This window comes from Streptomyces sp. NPDC104096 (genome assembly GCF_055584385.1).
Map to the genome: position 1 here is coordinate 43,750 of NZ_JBVJMD010000012.1, position 19,337 is coordinate 63,086.

A 19,337-nucleotide genomic window follows, 5' to 3' on the forward strand; every position below is an offset into this window, starting at 1 on the left:
CGCTGACCAGCCTTGGAGCAGTGCATGTCCTCGTTGGATGAGTTGCAGGCCCTACTGGGGGCTCCTGCCCGCCGGCAACCGAGCCCGGCCGACTGGGACGAAGTCGAGCGGCATACAGGCTCCGCGCTGCCCAGCGACTTCAAAGGGTTCCTGGACGCCTACGGGAGCGGGGTCATCTCCGGCGAGCTCGTTGTGTTCCACCCCACGGGATCGAGCCCGCTCCTGACACGCATGCGCAAGACGCACCAGAGGTTCACCGAGCGCCGGGACAAGGCCCTGAGCCGCGGCGACTCCGAGCACATTCCGTACCTCTTGGAGTTCCTGGAACCGGAAGACCTCGAGGAACTGGTCGCCAACGGTGAGATCGGGCCCGTTCAGCCGGCCTTCGAGCCGTTCTGACGCGACACTGCGAGGCTCCTGTCACTGACATCAATGCCTGGCACCAACAAACAGGCCCGGACAGCAACGATCAGCGTTGAACCCCGGTGGACGGTCAGCCCGAAGCCACGGCCGGTTGACCAACGCCGCCGACCCGCTGCAATCGACCTGATAAAGATGAGGCCACAGGTTCAAAGGATCACCGTCATACGGGTGGGGGCGCCGTCCCGGTAGGAACGGCGCCCCCACTGGACATCCGCTGACACTCGACCAGGCGTGGTGTGACGGTCGCCTGTGGTCGGAAACGCTCTCAGTACGTGGCTATCGGACGTCCACGAAGTCGCCGGTCGCGTTGACCGTCGAAGTCGTCGTCGTGCCTGCGAAGCTGTAACGGAAATAGCCGTCGGTGGAGGCGGTGACAGTCGTCCTCAGGTTGCCCGTCGCGTCGGACTTGATCGTCTTCACCGTGGTGTAGGTGTTGCTGCCCTTCTTGCGGAACTGCAGCTTTACCGACTGGTTCGCGTAGCCGTGGTACTTGTTGTCCTCCCAGTTGGCCCGGGAGAGCTTGCCGGTGACCGTAATGGTCTTGCCCTTCTTCACCGGCTCCGGCGAGGCGTTGACCGTCAGCTTCGAGCAGCGCTGCACCTTGAACGTGGTGGCCGCATCCCGGTGGATGTAGTTGTAGTCGTTGGCGGAGACCAGCGTGGCGAGGTTCCAGGTGGCCGCCGCGTTGTTGCCGACGAAGCCGGTCGACGCCTGCGGGTCGAACGTCAGCGTGCCCGTGCAGGTCGACGTAGTGGCGCTCGCCTTGGCGCACGTGATCTCGCCGTCGTCGTACCAGATCTGCGCGTAGTTCGGCTTCGGACCGAAGGCGCTGATGTACGTGGTCTCGGCGATGCCCGAATCGTCCGACGCGGTCACGGAGACCTTGGCAGACACCACGTTGGTGGTACCGACCACGACCGGCTTGCCGCCGTTGACGACGACCTTGTCGATCGTGATGTTGCCCGAGCCACCGTCTGCCGCCTGAGCGTTGGTGGCACCGATTGCGGTGGCGACCAGTACGACGCTGGTGCCGAGCAGGGCGAGGCGCATGGTTGTGCGCAAAATGTTCCCCCACTGATTCTTTGATTGATCAGAGGAAGCGTACGGCGCTGGCCAACGGTTAACCACTGGTTTGGTTGCGGTACAACAGTGAAGTACCGCAACCACGTCAACCTCCCGCGGCCAGCAGCCTCCGAATAAGGCCGTGGCGCAACCGGTATGACCACCACCCACCGATCCACATAGAGCTGCGGATCAGAAGGTCGTAGCCTGGGCGGTCGGTGAGGTCGTCCGCACAGTAAAGGCCGCGACCCGGGGTGCGACAAGGGTCGGCTGCCTCACCACCACCCGTGCCACTCTCGTGCCAGAACGGGCGGGGACTCACGGGGACTCGACGGCAACAACGGTGCACGCACCAGGCCTTGCTCCAAGCCATGTCTCCGCAGTTCACGCCGGCAAACGCCCCACCTCGCTCCTAAAGCGGGTGTCGGCCGCCTACCGAACCATGCCTAATGCGAGCGCTCCGTCAGGCATGGGAGTGGTAGCGGGCATCAGGGGTGGGCCAAGCGCGGTCCATGAAAGGCGGCCGGTCGATACGGTCGAAGCAGCGCACGAGGAAGTCGCAAAAGGTGCCCGCAGTCTCGAACCAACTGTCGCTCTCGCTGCCGACAACGATGCGCCACTCATCAGGGTTCGGTTCGATTGCGAGGAAGTAGTACTCGCTGCCGTGCTCGTCCGAACCCCAGGAAATGAGGCCGCCAGGATCGGGGTGGAAGGGATACGGATACAGGTCCGGGGCACTGAGTCGCGCCCGGCGCCAGTCCTCCAGCGACCACAACCGCTCCAACTCGGTGGCGTCGGCTTCCAGAGGCCGGCTCAGCGACAGGTAACCGTCGATGCTCCCCGGCCCGTACAGATCAAGGAACGCTTTGTAGTCCGAGGGCAGTTCGACCCCGAGGTACTGCTCGGACGCGGTCCACAGACGCGGCCTGGCCCAACCCCAAGTCACCGGTTCACCCAGCAGCGCCCTGAGGCGGTCGAGCGACGACATCCGATCCTCCCAGCGGAACCGACCGACGCCTCATGGTGCACCATGAGGCCTCTGAGCGCCCGCGGTGCAGTTGTACAGCAGCTCCGTACCGCAACCTCAGTAGACGACCGGCTACTGACCGCAGTTGCCGGTTTTTGCCACGCCCATTGAAACTCCACCGACCTCACATCGTCGTGATCTCCCGCGACCGCCGAGCTATCCACACGTAGCCCGCCAGTCCAAGCGAGCCACGCACCATGAAGTCAGCCCACAATTGCATGAGCTCACCGACATCCTCCATCCGCAGGGCCACCAGCAAGGCCAAGGCTGTGAGGACTCCCGCAATCGCCAGGGTCGAAACGTAGGTGATCAAGCCACCATGTTTGAGGCCCAGCCTCGTACCCAGAAGCCCGGATGGGATTTGCACGAGCACGTGGAAGCCCACGCAGTAGAACAGCAACCCAGCGAAGATCACGAACGGGGGGATGTCTGCTGAAGGGTCGCTGGCTGGTGCCGCGCCGTAGGCATCGAAAGCCCAGGCCGGAGGGATCACGTAGGTGAACAGCAAGATCGCACCACTCAGATGCATGGCGCCGAGGTGACGCGCACCTGACGGAGAGTGCCTGCTGCTCGGTCCGAGCGGACTGACCATGCCTGTGTTCACGTGCCCCCCTGGCCCCTGACAGCGCCCCTCCGGCTGGGCGGCACAGTACAGCCACCGGCCAGGCTGCTGCTGAGTTGATCCGATCAGCGGTGGCCGCAGTGATCGTCCGCTGGGCCGTCCCTGGGCCGTGCGAGGGCGCCCGAGGCCGACCAACGGCGACCGACAGTGACAGTCGAGCCGCAGCCGCCACTAGCGAAACCCCAGATCACAGGCCCCCGACCCCACGGGTTTCCGTCCAGGGGTGACGGTGCGGCAAGATGGGGCGCTTCTTTCCGCCGGACAGCGGTGCTGTCCGGCATGCCCTGGGGGGACGGTCACGTCCGCGAGAGTGGTGTATCGACGGCCACTCGGTGATCTCGTTTTGAGGCTATGCGGTGAGTTCGGTGGGCAGGGTCGTCTCGCCGGTTTCTGACTCGATCGGGTGGAGTCGGGACTTGGCGAGGAGGTCGAGTCCCATGTAGCGGCGGGCCTCGGTCCATTCGTCGTTCTGTTCCGCCAGGACCGCTCCGACCAGGCGGATCAGGGCGGTGCGGTCGGGGAAGATCCCGACCACGTCGGTGCGGCGGCGGATCTCCTTGTTCAGCCGTTCCTGCGGGTTGTTCGACCAGATCTGCCGCCAGATCTCCCGCGGGAACGCGGTGAACGCCAGCAGATCATGCTGGGCAACATCCAAGTGGGCTGCGGCTTTCGGGAACTTGGCCTCCAGCGCGTCCAGGACGTGTCGCATCTGGGCCTGGACGGCGTCGCCATCGGGCTGTTCGAAGTCGGCATCGGGCTGTTCGAAGACGGTCCGCAGCAGTGTCGCCACCCAGGGCTGGGCGGATTTCGGGACCTGGCTGAGCAGATTTCGGGCGTAGTGAGTTCGACAGCGCTGCCAGGAAGCACCGGGCAGGACGGCGCCGATCGCCACGACGAGGCCGGTGTGGGCGTCGGAGACGACGAGCTGGACGCCGGACAGGCCGCGGGCGGTCAGCGAGCGCAGGAAGGCGAGCCAGCCGGCGCCGTCCTCGGCGGTGGCGACGTCGATGCCGAGGATCTCGCGGTGGCCGTCGGCGTTGACACCGACCGCGATCAGCGCGTGGACGTTGATGATGCGGCCGTTCTCCCGGACCTTCTGGGTCAGTGCGTCGACCCAGACGAAGGCATACGGTCCGGCGTCCAGTGGCCGGTTACGGAACGCGGCAACCTGCTCGTCGAGGTGTTTGGCCATCGAGCTGACCTGGGATTTCGACAGCTGGGTGACGCCGAGGGACTCGGCGAGCTTCTCGACCCGGCGGGTGGAGACGCCGAGCAGGTAGGCGGTGGCGACGACCGAGATCAGGGCCTGCTCGGCCCGGCGGCGCCGTTCGAGGAGCCAGTGCGGGAAGTAGCTGCCCTGGCGCAGTTTGGGGACGACGAGTTCGACGGTGCCGGCGCGGGTGTCCCACTCGCGTGGGCGGTAGCCGTTGCGGTGGTTGACGCGTTCGTCGCTGTCCTGCCCGTATGCGGCGTTGCAGAGGGCATCGGCCTCCGCGGACATGAGCGCGTCGGTGAACGTCTTGACCATCGCGCGCAGCAGGTCGGGACTCGCCGCGGCGAGGTTCTCCTCGGCGAGGGCGTGCAGGGGCAGACTGTCTGGTGCGGTCATCGTGCTGATCTCCTTCGAGCCTAGACATCTCGAAGATCAGCCGGTGGCCGTTCTCATATCCGGACCCTCACTCCGACGCCGGGACAAACACCCGGATCAGGTGGGAACCGGCACACCACTTCCAAGGACGCAACCGGGGGGACTTCCGTGATCATCGCTGTTTCAGACGGGCACGACCCGGCCTATCAGCTCCAGACGAGCCTGCTCACCTGGTCTTTGGCATAGCGCTCATCAGTGTCGGGCGGATGCTGCGGCGGACCGGACGGCTATCTGTGTATCTCGATTTCAGGCAGAAGACGTTGGGCTCGCTGGTTCCGCAAGAGGGCAGGAGTGCCAGCGTCGGGAAGCTCGGCGCAGCCATGATCGCCGTGGGTGGCTTCTTCCTCTTCGGTACCGCCTGCCTCATACTCGGCGCGCTGGGCGTGCTCGGTCCCTGAGGGCGGGCCATGCGGGGGCTGCGCCAGCATCAGGCGAGTGTCTAAAGGAAGGAGATGGCATGAGTGACGTATACGTGCCTGAGCGAGGAGACCGCTACCACCTCTATGAGGACTGCGCGGACATCGGCTCCGGACAGCTGGGGAACACTACTCAGGGAGTCGGGACGTACAGCATCACGTCAATGCCTCTCGACCAGGCGGAAGCGCTGAAAAGGACTCTCTGCCGAACCTGCCGCAAGACCGCACTACGCCCGTAGCTGGGCGTCACCCAGATGCCGACCGCGGCTTAGCTTGTCGTTTAACCTCGTCCCTGTTGGGGGTGGGGATGGAGCAGGTGGTTTTCGAATCTGTCAGGTACTCCGCGATGTGTCAGGACTGCGGTGCAGAAGTGGAGTGTCGGGGGACTCAGGCTCTCGTGAACAACCGCTTGCGGTGGGACGTTGAGTCAACGTGTTCTGCCTGTGGATGTGCAGTAGCCGTGTGCGGTGGCGACGTGCCGGCCGAACGGCGGGATCAGATGCTTTTTGAGCATGGACCCGCGAGGCTGCAGGTGAGCAGTCCGCCGGTCAAGAGTGTCGTCATCATGCGGGTGCTGCGGGCTGAGCTCGGTGTTGACCTGACGGGCGCCAAGGCCTTGGTGCGTCGCGTGGTGAACGGTGACTACTCAGGAACTCTGCCGGAGATGGAACGCCTGGCTCGCAAGCTGAGAGAGTCCGGCATCACCGCTGTAGCGACACACCCTTAGTACTCCAGCTGTAGATCGTGATCTTGCTGGTCGGGGCGAGTGCGGAGACGGGTGCGGCCACCGTTGATCATCGTGAGTTGTGTGGTCAAACGACGAGACGGTGGGCGCAGGCCACAGCGACGACGTGCGCGAATACGTCGTCGAGCACCTCTATGACGAGGCCGCGGTTCTGGTCGTCGACGAGACCGGTGACCTGGAGAAGGGCACCCGCACGGTCGGGGGCCAGCGCCAGTACACCGGCACAGCCGGGCGGATCGAGAACTCCCAGGTCGCCGTCCACCTCGTCTACGCCAGCGAGCGGGGGCACGCCGCGGTGGACCGGGAGCTGTACCTTCCGCGCTCCTGGACGTGCGACCCGGAACGCTGTCAGGCTGCCGGGCTCGGTGAGGACGTCGCCTTCGCGACCAAGCCGGAACTGGCCAGGATGATGATTGAACGGTTCCTGGAAGCCGGGCACCACGAGGGCTGGGTCACCGGGGACGAGGTCTACGGCGGCAACCCGAACCTGCGGGCCGCCCTGGAGAAACGCGGCCCGGGCTATGTACTGGCGGTGGTCTGCTCGACCCAAGTGACCACCGGCACAGGCACGTTCCGTGCCGATGCACTGGTGAAGAATGTGCCCACGCGGGCCTGGCAGAAGCTCTCGACCGGACGCGGTGCGAAGGGACAGCGGTTCTACGACTGGGCCGTCATCGACGTGGCCGACCCGACGCCGGGCCACCGTCAGCTACTGATCCGCCGCAACCGGACCACGGGTGAACTCGCCTACTACCGCTGCCACTCACCCGAGCCGGCACCGCTGGCCACCTTGGTGAAGGTCGCCGGATCCAGATGGCGGGTGGAGGAGACCTTCCAGGCCGGCAAGGGCCTGGCCGGCCTCGACGAGCACCAGGTCCGCCGCTTCACCCCGTGGTCCCGCCGGGTCACCGTCGCCATGTTCGCCCACGCATTCCTCGCCGTCGTCCGCGCCCACGAACACACCTGCCATCCCGCCCCGGACGAGCTGACCCCGCTCACCTGTAACGAGATCCAGCGACTGCTCACGGCGCTCGTCGTCCGGCCTGTCCACGACGCAGATCACCGGCTCGACTGGTCCCACTGGCGGCGGCGTCACCAGGCCCGATCCCGGGCCAGCCACTACCGGCGGCAGGCAGCCCAGGCATGATCGAGCGGTTCAGGTGGCGAGTTCCGTCCGGTACGACGCTCGGTATTCGATCCGGATCACCGCGCGCACAGGGTCCAGTCACCCGACGGCGGCCAGGCGGCGCCGAAGCTCCTCCTGCGAGACGTCTTCCACGTGGGTCAGAAATACCCACATGTGACCGGAAGGGTCCTTGAGGATGACGGTGCGGTCACCGTGGAACATGTCCTTCGGCGGCTGGACGATCTCAGCGCCGGCGGCTTCTGCGCGCTCCGCCAGGCTGTCGACGTCCGGCACGAAGACATGCAGTGTGACGGACGTACCTCCGCCGAGCGAGGTCGGCGCGGCGAAGGAGGCAGCCTCCGCCTCGCCCACGCTGGCGTCGCCCAGCATCAGGGTCGACCGTCCGACGGTGATCTCGGCGTGCAGAATTCCGCCGCCCGGAGCGTCGACCCTGAAGTCCTCACGGGCACCGAACGCCCGCTGGTAGAAGTCGATCGCCGCGGCGGCGTCATCGACCATGATGTGCGGGATCACGGCATAGCGGTAGCGGTCGGGAATCTCGATGCTGGCTGTGTGCTCGGTCACGGCGAACCTCCTTGAAAGGCACCGCTGGTCGGTTCCTGCGGCTCTGGAAGGAACCTAAAAGCTCAAGTTTGGTCGAGGTCAAGCGTCAATGCGGCGCTGCAAGTACCTGTCTGCAGGCCACCTGCAGTCCCTGCCCTGCCGATCGGAAGGCACAGCTCGCCAGCTCAAGTGCTCATACGCCAGCAGAAGCGTTGAAATCACATCAGACGTGAAGATCACGATCTACGGCTGGAGTACCAGTCGCGAGCGAGGATGCTGTCGCGCGGGGACGCAGGGGCGACCATGACGGCGAGCGGCATGCCTCGCATGCCGACGGCCAGGTGGCGCTCCCTGCCATTGATCAACTTCCCGCCGTGGAAGCCGCGGGTGTCCTGGCCCACCCTCTCGGCACCCTTGACGGACCGGGAGTCCAGGATCACTGCGACGGCAATCTCCCCCAGCCGGCCGGGCAGGCGCATGGGAATCGGCATCACGGCGGACCCGGTCGCCCGGGTCTGCTTCGCGGACGAAGCAGACCGGGGGCCTGAGGCCGCCCGAGGGCCGCCGCGGCCGCACCCGAATCGCGCGGATCACCACGCAAGGCATCCAGCGAGTGTCCATGGCGGCGCCGATCTGTACCAGGGCCGACCACGGGCCGCGGCTGATCCACCGCATCCACGCCCGCTTCTGCCGATGTACCTCATGCCAGGCAAGGGACACTAGCGGGTGGAACCATCAGTGTTATCTGCGACATTTCCTCTTATATTGTCCTTGTGATCAAGCGGCTGGACCTACTCGACACCGCTGACGACGACATCACGGAGAGCGAGGTCCTTCGGCTCGCCCTTGAGCACTCCGTCGCGGAGCTGGGCTGTGCCGGAGGAACCGTCTACCTGCGAGGCCCCATGTCGGCTCTGCGCCTGGTGGCGTCCGTCGGCCTGCCGTCGTCCCTCGTGCGGACCTGGGAGATCGTCGACCAGGACGGGCCCACCGCGACGGCACGCGCCGTACGCTCGGGCGAGCACGTGTGGATGGCCCCCCTCCTCTGCAACCCGGCCGAACCCGCCGCGCCGCTTCATTCACGGCTCGGCTTCATCTCCGTACCCCTGATGATTGGGCACCGGGCCATCGGTGCGATCACCTGCCTCACCGGGGCCGACGAGGAGCCGACCTCCGCGCAGTGGACGTTTCTCACCACGGTGGCCGAGTGGGCCGCGGACCGTCTGCAGAGGATCCCGGCGCCCGCACGCCTGCGCACCGACCTCGAAGCCACTCCGGTCGGCTCCTGGGAATGGGACGTGCGCACCGGTGAGCTGCTGTGGGACGAGGTCGCCATGAAGGTCTACCAGACCGATCCGGCGGCCTTCGTGCCCGCCGTCCAGAGCTGGATGCGGGTGGTGCACCCCGACGACCTGCCGAGCACCCTGGCAGCCGCAGAACGCACCATCCGCACGCACGCGCCGTTCGAAGCCGAATACCGGGTCCGGGACGACAGCGGGCACTACACGTGGACGCGGGCATCCGGTCACGTCGTCCTGGACGACCAGGGCCAGGTCACGCGCATCATCGGCAAGGGGTGGGCGAGCGAAGCCGCACGCTCCACCCGCGACGCGCTGAGCCGTGCGCTGCAGCACATGAGTGACGCCTTCCTGTCCGTGGACGACGACTGGCGCATCACGTTCGCCAACCTGGAGGCGGAACAGGTTCTCGGTTCGCAGGGCGAACAGCTCTTCGGACGTCAGCTGTGGGAGCTGCCCGCGCTGCGCCGGATGCCCGACCTGGAGAGGCGGTGCCGCAGCGGCGCCGAGCGGTCCGTCGCCGTCGGCTTCGACGTCACGATGGCCGATACCGGCCGCTGCTACCACCTGCGGCTCGTTCCCGTGCCCAGCGGGCTCACCCTGTATTTCACTGACGTCACCGACCGGCGCCGCCGAGAGGCCGAGCGGGTGGCGGCCATCCAGTCCGCGGCCGAGCGGGCGAGCCGGACGGCGGAGCTGACCACGCAACTCGCGGCGGCAACCACCTCGCAGGACGTGGTGACCGCCGTCGCCCAGCGCGTCCTGCCACCGTTCGACGCCCAAGGGCTGCTCGTGCTGGTCATCGAGGACCAGAGGCTGGTGCACATCGGGTCCGTCGGCTATCCGAGTACCTTTCTGCGTCACATGGGCGGATCGCACGGCATGGACCTGTCCGACACCGATCCCGCCGGACAGGCGATCCTGACGGGGGAGCCACAATTCTTCTCGTCCCAGGACGAATGGGCCTCAGCCTTCCCCGACGGGGTCGCCCGGCCGCCGACCGACAAGAAGGCCTGGGCCTTCCTCCCGTTGACGGTCTCCGACCGCACCTTCGGCGTGTGCGTCGTCTCCTTCGACGCCCCGCGGCATCTCACGTCCGAGGAACGCACGCTCCTCATCACCATCAGCGCGCTCGTGGCACAGTCCCTGGAAAGAGCCCGGCTCTACGACGCCGAACTCACCCGCTGCCAGGAACTCCAGCGGGCGCTGCTGCCCCTGCGGCTGCCCACCGTGCCCGAGGTCACCGCGGCGGCGAGGTACCTGCCGGCCGGGGAGACCCGCGACGTGGGCGGCGACTGGTACGACCTGATCCCGTTGTCCGCGGGCCAGGTCGCCCTGGTCGTCGGTGACGTGATGGGCCACGGTCTGCCCCAGGCCGCGACCATGGGACGCCTGCGCACCGCGCTGCACACGCTGGCCGCCCTGGAACTGCCGCCCGACGAGATCATGGGCCACCTCAACGACATCGTCGGCGCCCTCAGCGATCAGTCGTACGCGACGTGCCTGTACGCGCTCTACGACTCCACCGACGGGTCGTGCACCATGGTACGGGCGGGGCATCCACCGCCGCTCGTCGTCCGGCCCGACGGCGGAGCCTACTTCCCCGAGGTCGCCGCCAACCCTCCCCTGGGCGCCGCGCTGCCTCCGTTCGAGACGACGCAACTACGACTGTCTGCGGACAGTCTGCTGATCCTCTACACCGACGGCCTCGTGGAATCACCGAAGCGGGAGATCGACCAGGGCATGGCCCAGCTCGCCGATCTGCTCCCCCGTACCGCCTGTTGCCCGGATCTGGAGGATCTGTGCGACACGGTCACCGCGGGCCTGCTGCCCGGCGGACAGCCCACCACCGACGACGCCGCCCTGCTGATCGCACGTCTGCACCCCATGGCCGACCGGCAGATGGCCTCCTGGGATCTGCCGGAGGGACCGCAGGCTGCGGGCGAGGCCCGCCGCCACGTACGGGAGCAGCTCGCTCAATGGCATCTGGACGATCTGGTCATGACGACGGAACTGCTGGCCAGCGAGCTCGTCGGGAACGTCGTCCGCCATGCCAGGGGGCCCATTGGGCTGCGGCTCCTGCGCAGCAGAACCCTCATCTGCGAAGTGTCCGACGCGAGCCTGACCATGCCCCGCATCCGCCGCGCCTCGGCGACCGACGAAGGAGGCCGGGGCCTCCAGCTCATCAGCGCCCTCTGCGAACGCTGGGGCAGCCGCTACACCACTCGAGGAAAGGCCATCTGGACCGAACAGGCCCTCCCGGGTTCGAAGGACGGACGCACCGCGACCGGCATGCCGCCACCCGATCCCAGGGCCGTGCTTCAGGAAGTCCCGAACCGGTACTAGCGTCCAGGGAGCTGGGGTGCACCTCTACTCGCCGCGCAGCGTCGAGAACGCTCCCGAATCCACAGCGAGAAGGGCATCCGCCGAGGAGGGCGCCCCATCCTCGAGTCGGTGGCTCGAGCCGCCCTGCGTATGCGGCACACCGCACACGCTTCCCGGATCACCGCCTCGGCGGCGGTCGTCGCCCGAGGCTGCGGTGAGTTCGGTGCGCAGCTGGTTACGGGCGCGCACCAGAATCCGCCCGAGCATGTTCTTGCCGTTCCCGGTCCTGCCCCGACCCCAGTAGTGATCGGTGGTGGTGTCTTCGACGATCTCTTCCTCACCGGTGGACAGCAGGATGTCACGGATATCGGCATGCGCGCGGAACTTGGTCACCACCGCACGGCGCATCACGTCGTCCTTGACCCGCTCCCAGTCCCTCCGCAGAGGTTTGGACGAGTCACGGCCCAGCTCCGCTGCCCGCAGCGGCGTGCCCGCACGCCGGATGGGATCAGCGTGTCGGGTGCCCTTGAACTTCTGCGCCTGGAAGTAGTGCTCCGAGGTTGGCCACCGGACCCCGTCGAGGTCGAAGCCGTGATCGGAGAAGTTCGAGAAGCATCCGTAAGGGACTTCATCGGCGCCATAGAAGTAGATCGTCACGGGAACCTCACGGGTGTTACGGAAACCCGCACCGTGTCAGGCATGCCCCAGCCCCCGCAACCAGTTTCTTCGCCAGGCCCGGCCCTTCAGCGCACCTGCGACCCGGTGAGCCTTCCCGGTCAGAGCACCACCCATCCATCACGGTGAAAGCCAAGCTGCCGCTGCACGTCCGGACCTACCGGTGCGATGCCTGCCACCTGGTCATCGACCGGGACGCAGGCGCCGCACGCAACCTCGCCGCCCTCGCGGCAGCCGGCATGACCGGTACCGGAGTGGCCGGAGACCAGGACACCCCCCGAGCGGGTGTCGAAGTCTCGCCGAGCCGACCGGAATACCGCGCCACCCGCCCTCGCCGTAAAGCGGAGGCGGGGCGGGCAGGCGGCGCGACCCTGTCGCACGAACAACAGGAGGAAACAAGAGGCCGAACTCAAGCCGACGTCCTCACGCTTTGGCGGGGAGACGGACCTTCCGGGCCGAAATGCCCGGGATGCCGAGACCTGACTGCGGACTCAGCAACGGCCATTCGCGAACGTCACTTCTTCTGCTGCGCGAACCAGTCGGCGAACCGGGTCCCGGCGAGCTGCGCGCCGGCCCCGGGCACGAGCGAGGCCTCCTGCAGCTCGGATCCGAAGTAGGGGGCGTGCGGGTCCGCGACTACCGTGCGGGGGTCGTTCTGGGCAGTGAGCACGTCGCGGACCAGCTCGTCGAACCGGAACGTGTCGGGGCCGGCGATCTCCACCGTCCCGTCGAGGGGGGTGCCGGCCGCGGTGCGGGCGACGGCGGTGGCCACGTCGTCGGAGTGAATGGGCTGGAACTTGACGGGAGCGACGCGCACCGTGTCACCCTCGGTCGCCGAGTCCGCGATCCCGTTCATGAACTCGAAGAACTGCGTGGCGTGCACGATGGAGTACGGCAGGCCCGACGCCTTGATCAGCTTCTCTTGGGCCAGCTTGGCGCGGAAGTAGCCGTTGTCCGGGAGCCGGTCGGTACCGACGATGGAGAGTGCGACGTAGTGGGTGACACCAGCCTCCGCGGCCGCCTGGAGGAGGTTGGTGGTGCTGGTGCGGAAGAAGTGCATCACGGCTTCGTCCTCGAACGAGGGCGAGTTGGAGACGTCGATCACGACCTGTGCGCCCTGGAGCGCCTCGGCCAGGCCCTCTCCCGTCAGTGTGTTCACGCCCGTCTTGGGCGAGGCCGGGACGGCTTCGTGCCCGTGGTCGTTGAGCTTGCGGACGACCTTCGAGCCGATGAGCCCGGTTCCGCCGATGACTACGGTCTTCATAGGGAGATCCTTTCGGGAAGTCCTGTGCGTACCAGCAAAGACCGGGCAGTGACGGTGTTTGTGACAGGCGCGCGCGGGCTCGGGGCGGCGAGCTTTCCCTCGGTCGAGACGTCCTCCATCAGAGAGGAGATCGATTCAGGGACGGCCGGACTGCTCTCGTGGGTGATTCCCGTCGTCGGGGACCGGCCGAGATCGACCTGCAGAGCCGGGTCCATGTCCGGGTAGTCGCTGCGGTCGTGGCAGCCACGCGCCTCGCGGCGTTCGAGGGCCGATTCGAGCGTGGCGCGCGCCGCCAGGACAGCGGCCTTGGGGTCGAAGGCGTGCGCGAGGTCCTGGAAGCAGGCGATGCCGGGATGGACGTCGACGTCCTCCATCCTCTTCTCGATCACGCGGAGTTCCTCGAGCCCCGCGCGCAGGCCCTGTCCGTCGCGGACGACTCGGCGTGATCGGTCATGGCGTTGCGGGCGGCACGCCGGAGTACGCGGACGTTCTCGGGGCCGTCCGCCGCGAGCCGGTGCCGACCACCAGCACATGGCCGAGATGCGCTGTTCAGTGATTGCCGCGGTCCGCTCCGATCACCTTGGTCGTCACTCACTACGACCGCACACCCCCAGCCAGGTGTGACACCGCGGCACCGCCGGCCAGGCAGGAAGGGGCGCAGTCCACGGGGCACGCCGGCGTCGGCCAGGAGCGGCTCATCCACGTCCGACCCGGAGGTGATCAGCGACAGGATCGGCTCGACCACGGGCCACACGCGACAATGCATCGAGGGACGTGTGCGGCCTGCCCCTGACATACCCAACCGAGTACGACCGCCGTGGGTGACCATGCACCACCGCACGTCCTGGATCTCGTGCGCCGTCGCCGGTACCACTGCGAGGGCAGTCGTCGGCACCTGCACACTGGCGGTGTGTCCCCGGCCCTGACGGTTCAGCAATCGTGCAAATCTGGGACCGGCCGATCTACGGAGGTGCAGCGCCATGCCGGACAAGGACACAGCAGGCCAAGGCCACGAGCAGGCCCCGCCCGGAACGGGGCGGGCAGCATCCACAACAACGGCCTGACCGCCCCGGAAGGCGTCGGCAACGCCGGTCGGCACAGTCGCCGAGGCGCCGCCAGCTTCCGGCAGCGGACTCGCTGAGCAGCAAGGATTGGCAAGAAATGCCGTCGCAGAACGATCCAGCGAATGATTCCCGAAGCCTTCAGGAGGCCGAAGAGGCGTTCCGTGATGCCCGTGGCCGCATGTTCGGCATCGCCTATCGAATGCTTGGCAGTGCCGGCGACGCGGAGGACATCCTCCAGGAAGCCTGGATCCGCTGGCAGACCTGTGACCGGTCGAAGGTGAAAAACCCGCAGGCCTTTCTCACCACGACCGCGACCAGACTCGCGATCAACGTACTGCAGTCGGCCAGGGTCCGCCGTGAGACGTATGTCGGCCCCTGGCTGCCGGAGCCGGTCGACACCCGGAGCGACCCCGCGCTGGGAGCCGTCAACGGGGAGGCGCTCGAAGTCGCGGTGCTCATGCTGTTGGAGAAGCTCACCCCCACGGAACGTGCGGCGTATGTGCTGCGGGAAGCGTTCGACTACCCGTACCAGCAAATCGCGGAGATCATCGGCCAGACGCCGGCCAACACACGGCAGTTGGTGAACCGGGCGCGGAAGCACCTCGCCGCGGACAAGCGGTCGAGTGTCGAGTCGGCCGAACATCAGCGCTTCCTCACGGCGTTCGTAGCCGCCGCACAGGCGGGGAACGTGGCCGCGCTCGAGGAGTTGTTCGCGGCGGATGTCGTTTCGTACGCCGACGGTGGCGGAGTCGTCCGGGCGTCGAAGTTCCCCGTCGTGGGCCGACACCGCGTGGCGGCTTACTGCCACGCCTTCGCCGACCGGTTCTGGGCCGATGCCACGGTGCACCCGATCGAGATCAACGGCCAGGCCGGGGTGGTTCTCTCCCGCGACGGGGTCGTGTTCGCCGCCATCTCGGTACGTGTCGCCCCGGACGGCATCGACCGGCTGCTGTGGATGATGAACCCGACAAAGCTGGCCGCGGTGCCCGCCTGAGCACCAGTTTGCGCTGACAGGCCCGTCACCCTTCTTGCTCACTACCCCCTTCTTGCTCACTGCCTATGACTACTTCCTCCGGGACCATCCGGCCCAGTATCAGGCTGTGCAGGTCGCAGGGAGCTTCACACGGCAGGCACAGCAGCCCGCTCGTCGCAGCCGCCACCAATACACCGGCACCGGTTTTCGAGACGAGTCTGCGCACCGGTCCGCCCGGTGTCACCGAATGCGCTCGATCACGCATCGGGCCCCGTGACACACGCTCCCGAAGATCCGGCTCGGCTCTCCGGACAGGCGGCCGGGTCCCTGACCGCGCTCCGACCAGCCCGAGCAGGCTGCAGACCGAACGCTCTCACCCCTCGGAAGACCGCTCCCCCGCGCGCAACCCTGGACATGTCCCGGCCGCCCAGACGTGTCACAAACGAGCAAGCAGTCCGGTCCTTACTGTCGACATCCCCTTTTAGGAGGCATAGATGAGCACTGAACACACGCACCTGCCCCCGGGCGTCGAGATAATCGCGACCCTGCCGGATGCCGCATCCCGAATCGCGGTCGGCACCGAGGCCAGGACCGTCCTGGTCACCCTGCAGCCCGGTGACCCCGGCGCGCCGCCGCACCGGCACCCGGGGCCGCTCTTCGGCTACGTGACCCAGGGCGAGATCCTCTTCGAGCTGGAGGGCCAGCCGCCCCGGGTTCTCAAGGCCGGTGACGCCGTGTTCGAGCCCGGCGGTGACGTGATCCACTACCAAGGCGCCAACAACCTTCCCCACGCGCAGTCGCAGCTGGTCGTGACCATGTTCGCGCCGGCCGGTGCCCCGGTTCTGACCGTGGTCAGTGCGGAGGAGCTGGCCGAAAGGCGACACCTCCGCGCGCCCCGGCCCTGACGGCCACCGGCCTTCCTGACTCCCACCCGAGCCCAACACTGTCGGGTCACCAACGGGCAGGCTCCTGAGCGGCCTGCAGCTGACCGGTGAAGGCGGGCTGTTGCAGCAGTTGACCAAGCGGCTGCTGGAGTCCGCCCTGGAAGGCGAGATCACCGACCATCTCGGCGACGAGTCGGGTCTGGACGGTGGGATCGGGCCAGGTGCGGCCGCGGTGGACCTGGCGGATCCGACCAGATCGTGGTCGACCGCGTCACACGGGCCAGCCGGTGAACATCCCGCGCGGCCGCGAGCCTCCCTGGGCCCCCGTGCGGTAGCCGCTCAGGCACACTCGGGACCTCCGCCCGAGGTCCGGCGCACGCGTCGGCACATGGAGGTGACCGCCGGGACGGGCACGGTTCCGGTGGGACGATGCCCCCTCCCGCCGGACGGACGAAACGCTCAGTTCTCCTTCGAGCGGGCATAGTGACGGGACGCCTTGGCCCGATTGCCGCAGGAGGCCATGGAGCACCAGCGGCGGGTGCCGTTGCGCGATGTGTCGAAGAAGTGCAGCACGCACGACTCGTGGGCGCAGGCCCGGATCCGGTCGGGTGCCGTGCTGAGCAGGCGCAGGTAGTCGCGGGCGGCGAGCCACGCCGGCCCCCAGGAGGGGTCGTCGAACTCAGCCACCTCACCAGGTCCTTCGGCGGTGAGGGTGGCGCGGATGCGGCCGTGGCCGAGTACGGCGTCGACGGGCGCCGCGCCCATGGCGGGGGTCCCGTCCACGGCTGTCGCCAGAGCATCTCGGGCTTGAAGGGTGTGCCTGAGGGCCGACGCGTCGGCCGCGAACCGGTCGTCGAGTCCGGCCGCAGCCAGCCACACAGCGAAGCCGTCGATCCCGCTGAGCAGGTCCTGTGTCACCCCGTCCCGCAGCCAGCGCGTGTTGAGCAGGTCGAGGGCCAGCGGCTCGCCGGTGAGAGGGCGCGGATCGACGGACATGGGCGACTCCTTCGCTGCTAACCACTCAAGTGTACGTGAACGGTTGACCCGACTGAAGCTAACCCTTAAAATTCATTGCAGTGGTTAGGTTTTTCATCGAAGGAGTCTCCATGTCGGCCACGACCCTGAACACCGGCCACGTCGGCCTGAACGTCACCGACCTCGACCGCTCGCTCGCCTTCTACCGGGACGTCCTCGGCTTCGCGCTGCTCGCCCAGGGCTCTCAGGACGAGCGGCGATACGCATTCCTGGGCGACAGCGACGGCGACGCCCCGGTCCTCACCCTCTGGCAGCAGGCGGAGCAGCCGTACGAGGGCGGGCGCGCCGGCCTGCACCACCTCGCGTTCACCGCCGGCTCCGTCGAGCAGGTCCGGGAGTACGAGGCGGCACTGCGCGCGCACGGCGTCGACTTCGCCCATGACGGCGTGGTGGCCCACAGCGAGGGCGCCGACTCCGGCGGCATCTTCTTCCACGACCCGGACGGCACCCGTCTGGAGATCTCCACCGGCCACGGCATCAAGGGTGCTCCCGCTCCGCACGAGTCCTCCCCCACCTGCGGGTTCTTCTAGGACCTCCCCTCGGACCCCGGTGCCACAAAGTCCGACATGCTCGTCTGCGCCACTGCCGTCACTGCCGACGCCCGAGCCGAAGAAGGGTCTTGATCATGAGCATCTACCACGCGGGCTCGCGCGCGCTGCAGGAGCAGTCAGGTCTGCGGGAGGCCGCCGACCACGTGGGCCGCGCGATCGGCGAGGGCATCAAGCCGGTGGCTGCGGCCTTCCTGGAGCAGCAGCCGCTGCTGGTCGTCGGCGCGGCCGACCCCGCGACCGGCCAGGTGTGGGCGTCACCGCTGAGCGGGCAGCCCGGCTTCGTGCGCGCCACCGGGCCCCGGCAGGTCTCCGTCGCCGGCGGCCCGCTGCCCGGCGACCCGCTCGCGGCCGTCCTCGCCCACCCGGACACGGCGGTCGCCACCCTCGCCCTCGACCCCCGCACCCGCCGCCGGATGCGCCTCAACGGCAGGTCCCGCCCGACCGGTTCGGGCCTCGCGATCGCGGCGGAGCGGGTGTTCGCCAACTGCCCCAAGTACATCCAGCGGCGTACGGAATACCGGTGGGAACCGGACAGGCGGCCCGGACCGCCCCGCCGAGGCGGCGAACTCACCGCCCGGCAGGCCGCGTTCGTCGCCGCCTCGGACACCTTCTTCCTCGCCACGACCGGCCCCTTCGGCGCCGAGGCCAGCCACCGCGGCGGCAACCCCGGCTTCGTACGGCCCACATCGCCCACCGAGCTTACCTGGCCCGACTACCCCGGCAACGCCATGTTCCTCAGCCTCGGCAATCTCGCCGTGAACCCGAGGGCGGGACTGCTCTTCCTCGACTGGAGGGACGGCACGGCCCTGCAGCTGACCGGCCATACCCGCACCGAGTCCGCCGCCGACGGCACCCGCAGGGTCCGCTTCACCGTGGAACACGTCGTCAAGACCTCGGGCGCCGTGCCGCTGCGCTGGGCCGAGCCGGAATTCTCACCCGCCGATCCCGCCTCACCGGATTGATGTCCGCACGTTCGGCAGACGCTTCGAGGACGTCGTTCGCCGCGGGAGGCCGTCGCTGTCGCCCGCGCTTCTGCGACATCCTGCACGCGGTGCGTCCGGGTCCCCGACGACCGCGTCAGGATCCGCCGGCGGGCGCGGTCGCCGCCACGGGAGCAGCTGGTACCCGGGGGAGGAAATCACGCCGGGTCAGACCGAGGACGGGGCGGGCTGCGAGAGCGGCCAGCCCCACGGTGGCGACGGCAAGAGCGGCGTAGGTCAGCGCCTTCTGGCCATGGACGTGCTCGACGTCCAGCCAGTGGATGCCATTGGTGAAGACTGCCGCGCAGAAGAAGGAGAAGGCCCGATGGCCTGGGCTGAAGGGCACGCGCAGATAGGCGCCCGTCAGGCCGATCTGCACCAGAACCATCAGAACCGCGTACCCGGCGAGCATCTCGGCGCCGGGATCGAGTCGGCCGCCGTTGATGGCGAACCACGCGTTGCCGGCGACTCGCGCGTGCGGTGCCAGGGCGACGCCCAGCAACATGGGCACGATCACGATCAGGGCCGTGAACGGGCCGGTGATCGGGTTTGTCCCCTCGGTGCGCAGCCGCCCCTGGGAGTGCACGGCGCAGGCCACCGACGACGCCCGCGGCCTGGTCGCGCTCCTGCACCGGATCGCCAAGGGCACCGAGCC

Annotated in this window: 17 protein-coding genes and 3 pseudogenes; 9 read left to right on the forward strand and 11 right to left on the reverse strand. The window is 67.9% G+C overall.

Features of this window, described 5'->3' with window-relative positions; genetic code table 11:
* Positions 1–24: 24 nt before the first annotated feature.
* Positions 25–399: an SMI1/KNR4 family protein gene (locus ACZ60B_RS15505; protein WP_469387119.1), complete on the forward strand. Its 375-nt coding sequence runs from the start codon at positions 25–27 to the stop codon at positions 397–399.
* Between the two features lie 300 nt (positions 400–699).
* Here ACZ60B_RS15505 and ACZ60B_RS15510 read toward each other — a convergent pair whose 3' ends face one another.
* The 4 genes from ACZ60B_RS15510 to ACZ60B_RS15525 form a co-directional block, all read right to left on the reverse strand.
* Positions 700–1,485 carry a calcium-binding protein gene (locus ACZ60B_RS15510; protein ID WP_469387121.1) on the reverse strand — a complete coding sequence of 262 codons (786 nt, stop codon included), beginning with the start codon at positions 1,483–1,485 and terminating at the stop codon, positions 700–702.
* A gap of 463 nt (positions 1,486–1,948) precedes the next feature.
* Entirely contained in the window at positions 1,949–2,473 is a 525-nt protein-coding gene (locus tag ACZ60B_RS15515; RefSeq protein WP_469387123.1) for an SMI1/KNR4 family protein, read from the reverse strand.
* Between the two features lie 163 nt (positions 2,474–2,636).
* Positions 2,637–3,020, reverse strand: a complete 384-nt coding sequence (locus ACZ60B_RS15520; protein ID WP_469387125.1) for a hypothetical protein — start codon at positions 3,018–3,020, stop codon at positions 2,637–2,639.
* Between the two features lie 463 nt (positions 3,021–3,483).
* Positions 3,484–4,743, reverse strand: coding sequence for an IS256 family transposase (locus tag ACZ60B_RS15525; protein ID WP_469387127.1), 1,260 nt, complete (start codon positions 4,741–4,743; stop codon positions 3,484–3,486).
* A 245-nt stretch (positions 4,744–4,988) separates the two neighbouring features.
* On the opposite strand from ACZ60B_RS15525, the gene ACZ60B_RS15530 reads away from it, so the two are divergent.
* Both ACZ60B_RS15530 and ACZ60B_RS15535 read left to right on the forward strand, forming a co-directional pair.
* Positions 4,989–5,180, forward strand: a complete 192-nt coding sequence (locus ACZ60B_RS15530; RefSeq protein WP_469387129.1) for a hypothetical protein — start codon at positions 4,989–4,991, stop codon at positions 5,178–5,180.
* An 863-nt stretch (positions 5,181–6,043) separates the two neighbouring features.
* Positions 6,044–7,090, forward strand: a pseudogene (locus tag ACZ60B_RS15535) (IS701 family transposase); the annotation flags it as partial.
* Positions 7,091–7,168: 78 nt separating this feature from the next.
* On the opposite strand, the gene ACZ60B_RS15540 reads toward ACZ60B_RS15535, so the two are convergent.
* Positions 7,169–7,654 (reverse strand): VOC family protein, encoded by a 486-nt coding sequence (locus ACZ60B_RS15540; RefSeq protein WP_469387131.1) that lies wholly within the window; start codon positions 7,652–7,654, stop codon positions 7,169–7,171.
* Positions 7,655–7,869: 215 nt separating this feature from the next.
* Positions 7,870–8,124, reverse strand: a complete 255-nt coding sequence (locus ACZ60B_RS15545) for a transposase (protein ID WP_469387133.1) — start codon at positions 8,122–8,124, stop codon at positions 7,870–7,872.
* Between the two features lie 4 nt (positions 8,125–8,128).
* Between ACZ60B_RS15545 and ACZ60B_RS15550 the strand changes: the two are divergent.
* Positions 8,129–8,312, forward strand: a pseudogene (locus ACZ60B_RS15550) (IS630 family transposase); the annotation flags it as partial.
* A 94-nt stretch (positions 8,313–8,406) separates the two neighbouring features.
* Positions 8,407–11,277 carry a SpoIIE family protein phosphatase gene (locus tag ACZ60B_RS15555; RefSeq protein ID WP_469387135.1) on the forward strand — a complete coding sequence of 957 codons (2,871 nt, stop codon included), beginning with the start codon at positions 8,407–8,409 and terminating at the stop codon, positions 11,275–11,277.
* Positions 11,278–11,301: 24 nt separating this feature from the next.
* On the opposite strand, the gene ACZ60B_RS15560 is transcribed toward ACZ60B_RS15555, so the two are convergent.
* The 3 genes and pseudogenes from ACZ60B_RS15560 to ACZ60B_RS15570 all read right to left on the reverse strand — a co-directional run.
* Positions 11,302–11,913 (reverse strand): NADAR family protein, encoded by a 612-nt coding sequence (locus tag ACZ60B_RS15560; protein WP_469387137.1) that lies wholly within the window; start codon positions 11,911–11,913, stop codon positions 11,302–11,304.
* Positions 11,914–12,445: 532 nt separating this feature from the next.
* Positions 12,446–13,195: an SDR family oxidoreductase gene (locus ACZ60B_RS15565; protein ID WP_469387139.1), complete on the reverse strand. Its 750-nt coding sequence runs from the start codon at positions 13,193–13,195 to the stop codon at positions 12,446–12,448.
* Positions 13,196–13,284: 89 nt separating this feature from the next.
* Positions 13,285–13,706 (reverse strand): annotated as a pseudogene (locus ACZ60B_RS15570) (succinate dehydrogenase); the annotation flags it as partial.
* Between the two features lie 650 nt (positions 13,707–14,356).
* Here ACZ60B_RS15570 and ACZ60B_RS15575 point away from each other — a divergent pair.
* Both ACZ60B_RS15575 and ACZ60B_RS15580 read left to right on the forward strand, forming a co-directional pair.
* Complete coding sequence (locus ACZ60B_RS15575; protein WP_469387141.1) at positions 14,357–15,253, forward strand: RNA polymerase sigma-70 factor; 897 nt, start codon at positions 14,357–14,359, stop codon at positions 15,251–15,253.
* Positions 15,254–15,726: 473 nt separating this feature from the next.
* Positions 15,727–16,137: a cupin domain-containing protein gene (locus ACZ60B_RS15580; RefSeq protein ID WP_469387143.1), complete on the forward strand. Its 411-nt coding sequence runs from the start codon at positions 15,727–15,729 to the stop codon at positions 16,135–16,137.
* 438 nt (positions 16,138–16,575) lie between these two features.
* Here the strand turns inward: ACZ60B_RS15580 and ACZ60B_RS15585 are convergent, their stop codons facing one another.
* On the reverse strand, positions 16,576–17,112 hold the full coding sequence (locus ACZ60B_RS15585) for a CGNR zinc finger domain-containing protein (RefSeq protein ID WP_469387146.1): 537 nt from the start codon (positions 17,110–17,112) through the stop codon (positions 16,576–16,578).
* Between the two features lie 110 nt (positions 17,113–17,222).
* On the opposite strand from ACZ60B_RS15585, the gene ACZ60B_RS15590 reads away from it, so the two are divergent.
* Positions 17,223–17,681 carry a VOC family protein gene (locus tag ACZ60B_RS15590; protein ID WP_469387148.1) on the forward strand — a complete coding sequence of 153 codons (459 nt, stop codon included), beginning with the start codon at positions 17,223–17,225 and terminating at the stop codon, positions 17,679–17,681.
* A 95-nt stretch (positions 17,682–17,776) separates the two neighbouring features.
* Positions 17,777–18,664, forward strand: a complete 888-nt coding sequence (locus ACZ60B_RS15595; RefSeq protein WP_469387150.1) for a pyridoxamine 5'-phosphate oxidase family protein — start codon at positions 17,777–17,779, stop codon at positions 18,662–18,664.
* Positions 18,665–18,779: 115 nt separating this feature from the next.
* Here ACZ60B_RS15595 and ACZ60B_RS15600 read toward each other — a convergent pair whose 3' ends face one another.
* On the reverse strand, positions 18,780–19,268 hold the full coding sequence (locus ACZ60B_RS15600) for a TDT family transporter (RefSeq protein ID WP_469387152.1): 489 nt from the start codon (positions 19,266–19,268) through the stop codon (positions 18,780–18,782).
* Positions 19,269–19,337 lie beyond the last annotated feature (69 nt).

What these genes read in the sequence shown, in the direction of transcription:
- ACZ60B_RS15505 (WP_469387119.1), top strand. Translation starts at nt 25, where the DNA reads ATGTCCTCGTTGGATGAGTTGCAGGCCCTACTGGGGGCTCCTGCCCGC.
- ACZ60B_RS15515 (WP_469387123.1), bottom strand. Translation starts at nt 2,473, where the DNA reads ATGTCGTCGCTCGACCGCCTCAGGGCGCTGCTGGGTGAACCGGTGACT.
- ACZ60B_RS15525 (WP_469387127.1), bottom strand. Translation starts at nt 4,743, where the DNA reads ATGACCGCACCAGACAGTCTGCCCCTGCACGCCCTCGCCGAGGAGAAC.
- ACZ60B_RS15530 (WP_469387129.1), top strand. Translation starts at nt 4,989, where the DNA reads ATGCTGCGGCGGACCGGACGGCTATCTGTGTATCTCGATTTCAGGCAG.
- ACZ60B_RS15545 (WP_469387133.1), bottom strand. Translation starts at nt 8,124, where the DNA reads ATGCCGATTCCCATGCGCCTGCCCGGCCGGCTGGGGGAGATTGCCGTC.
- ACZ60B_RS15565 (WP_469387139.1), bottom strand. Translation starts at nt 13,195, where the DNA reads ATGAAGACCGTAGTCATCGGCGGAACCGGGCTCATCGGCTCGAAGGTC.
- ACZ60B_RS15575 (WP_469387141.1), top strand. Translation starts at nt 14,357, where the DNA reads ATGCCGTCGCAGAACGATCCAGCGAATGATTCCCGAAGCCTTCAGGAG.
- ACZ60B_RS15580 (WP_469387143.1), top strand. Translation starts at nt 15,727, where the DNA reads ATGAGCACTGAACACACGCACCTGCCCCCGGGCGTCGAGATAATCGCG.
- ACZ60B_RS15585 (WP_469387146.1), bottom strand. Translation starts at nt 17,112, where the DNA reads ATGTCCGTCGATCCGCGCCCTCTCACCGGCGAGCCGCTGGCCCTCGAC.
- ACZ60B_RS15590 (WP_469387148.1), top strand. Translation starts at nt 17,223, where the DNA reads ATGTCGGCCACGACCCTGAACACCGGCCACGTCGGCCTGAACGTCACC.
- ACZ60B_RS15595 (WP_469387150.1), top strand. Translation starts at nt 17,777, where the DNA reads ATGAGCATCTACCACGCGGGCTCGCGCGCGCTGCAGGAGCAGTCAGGT.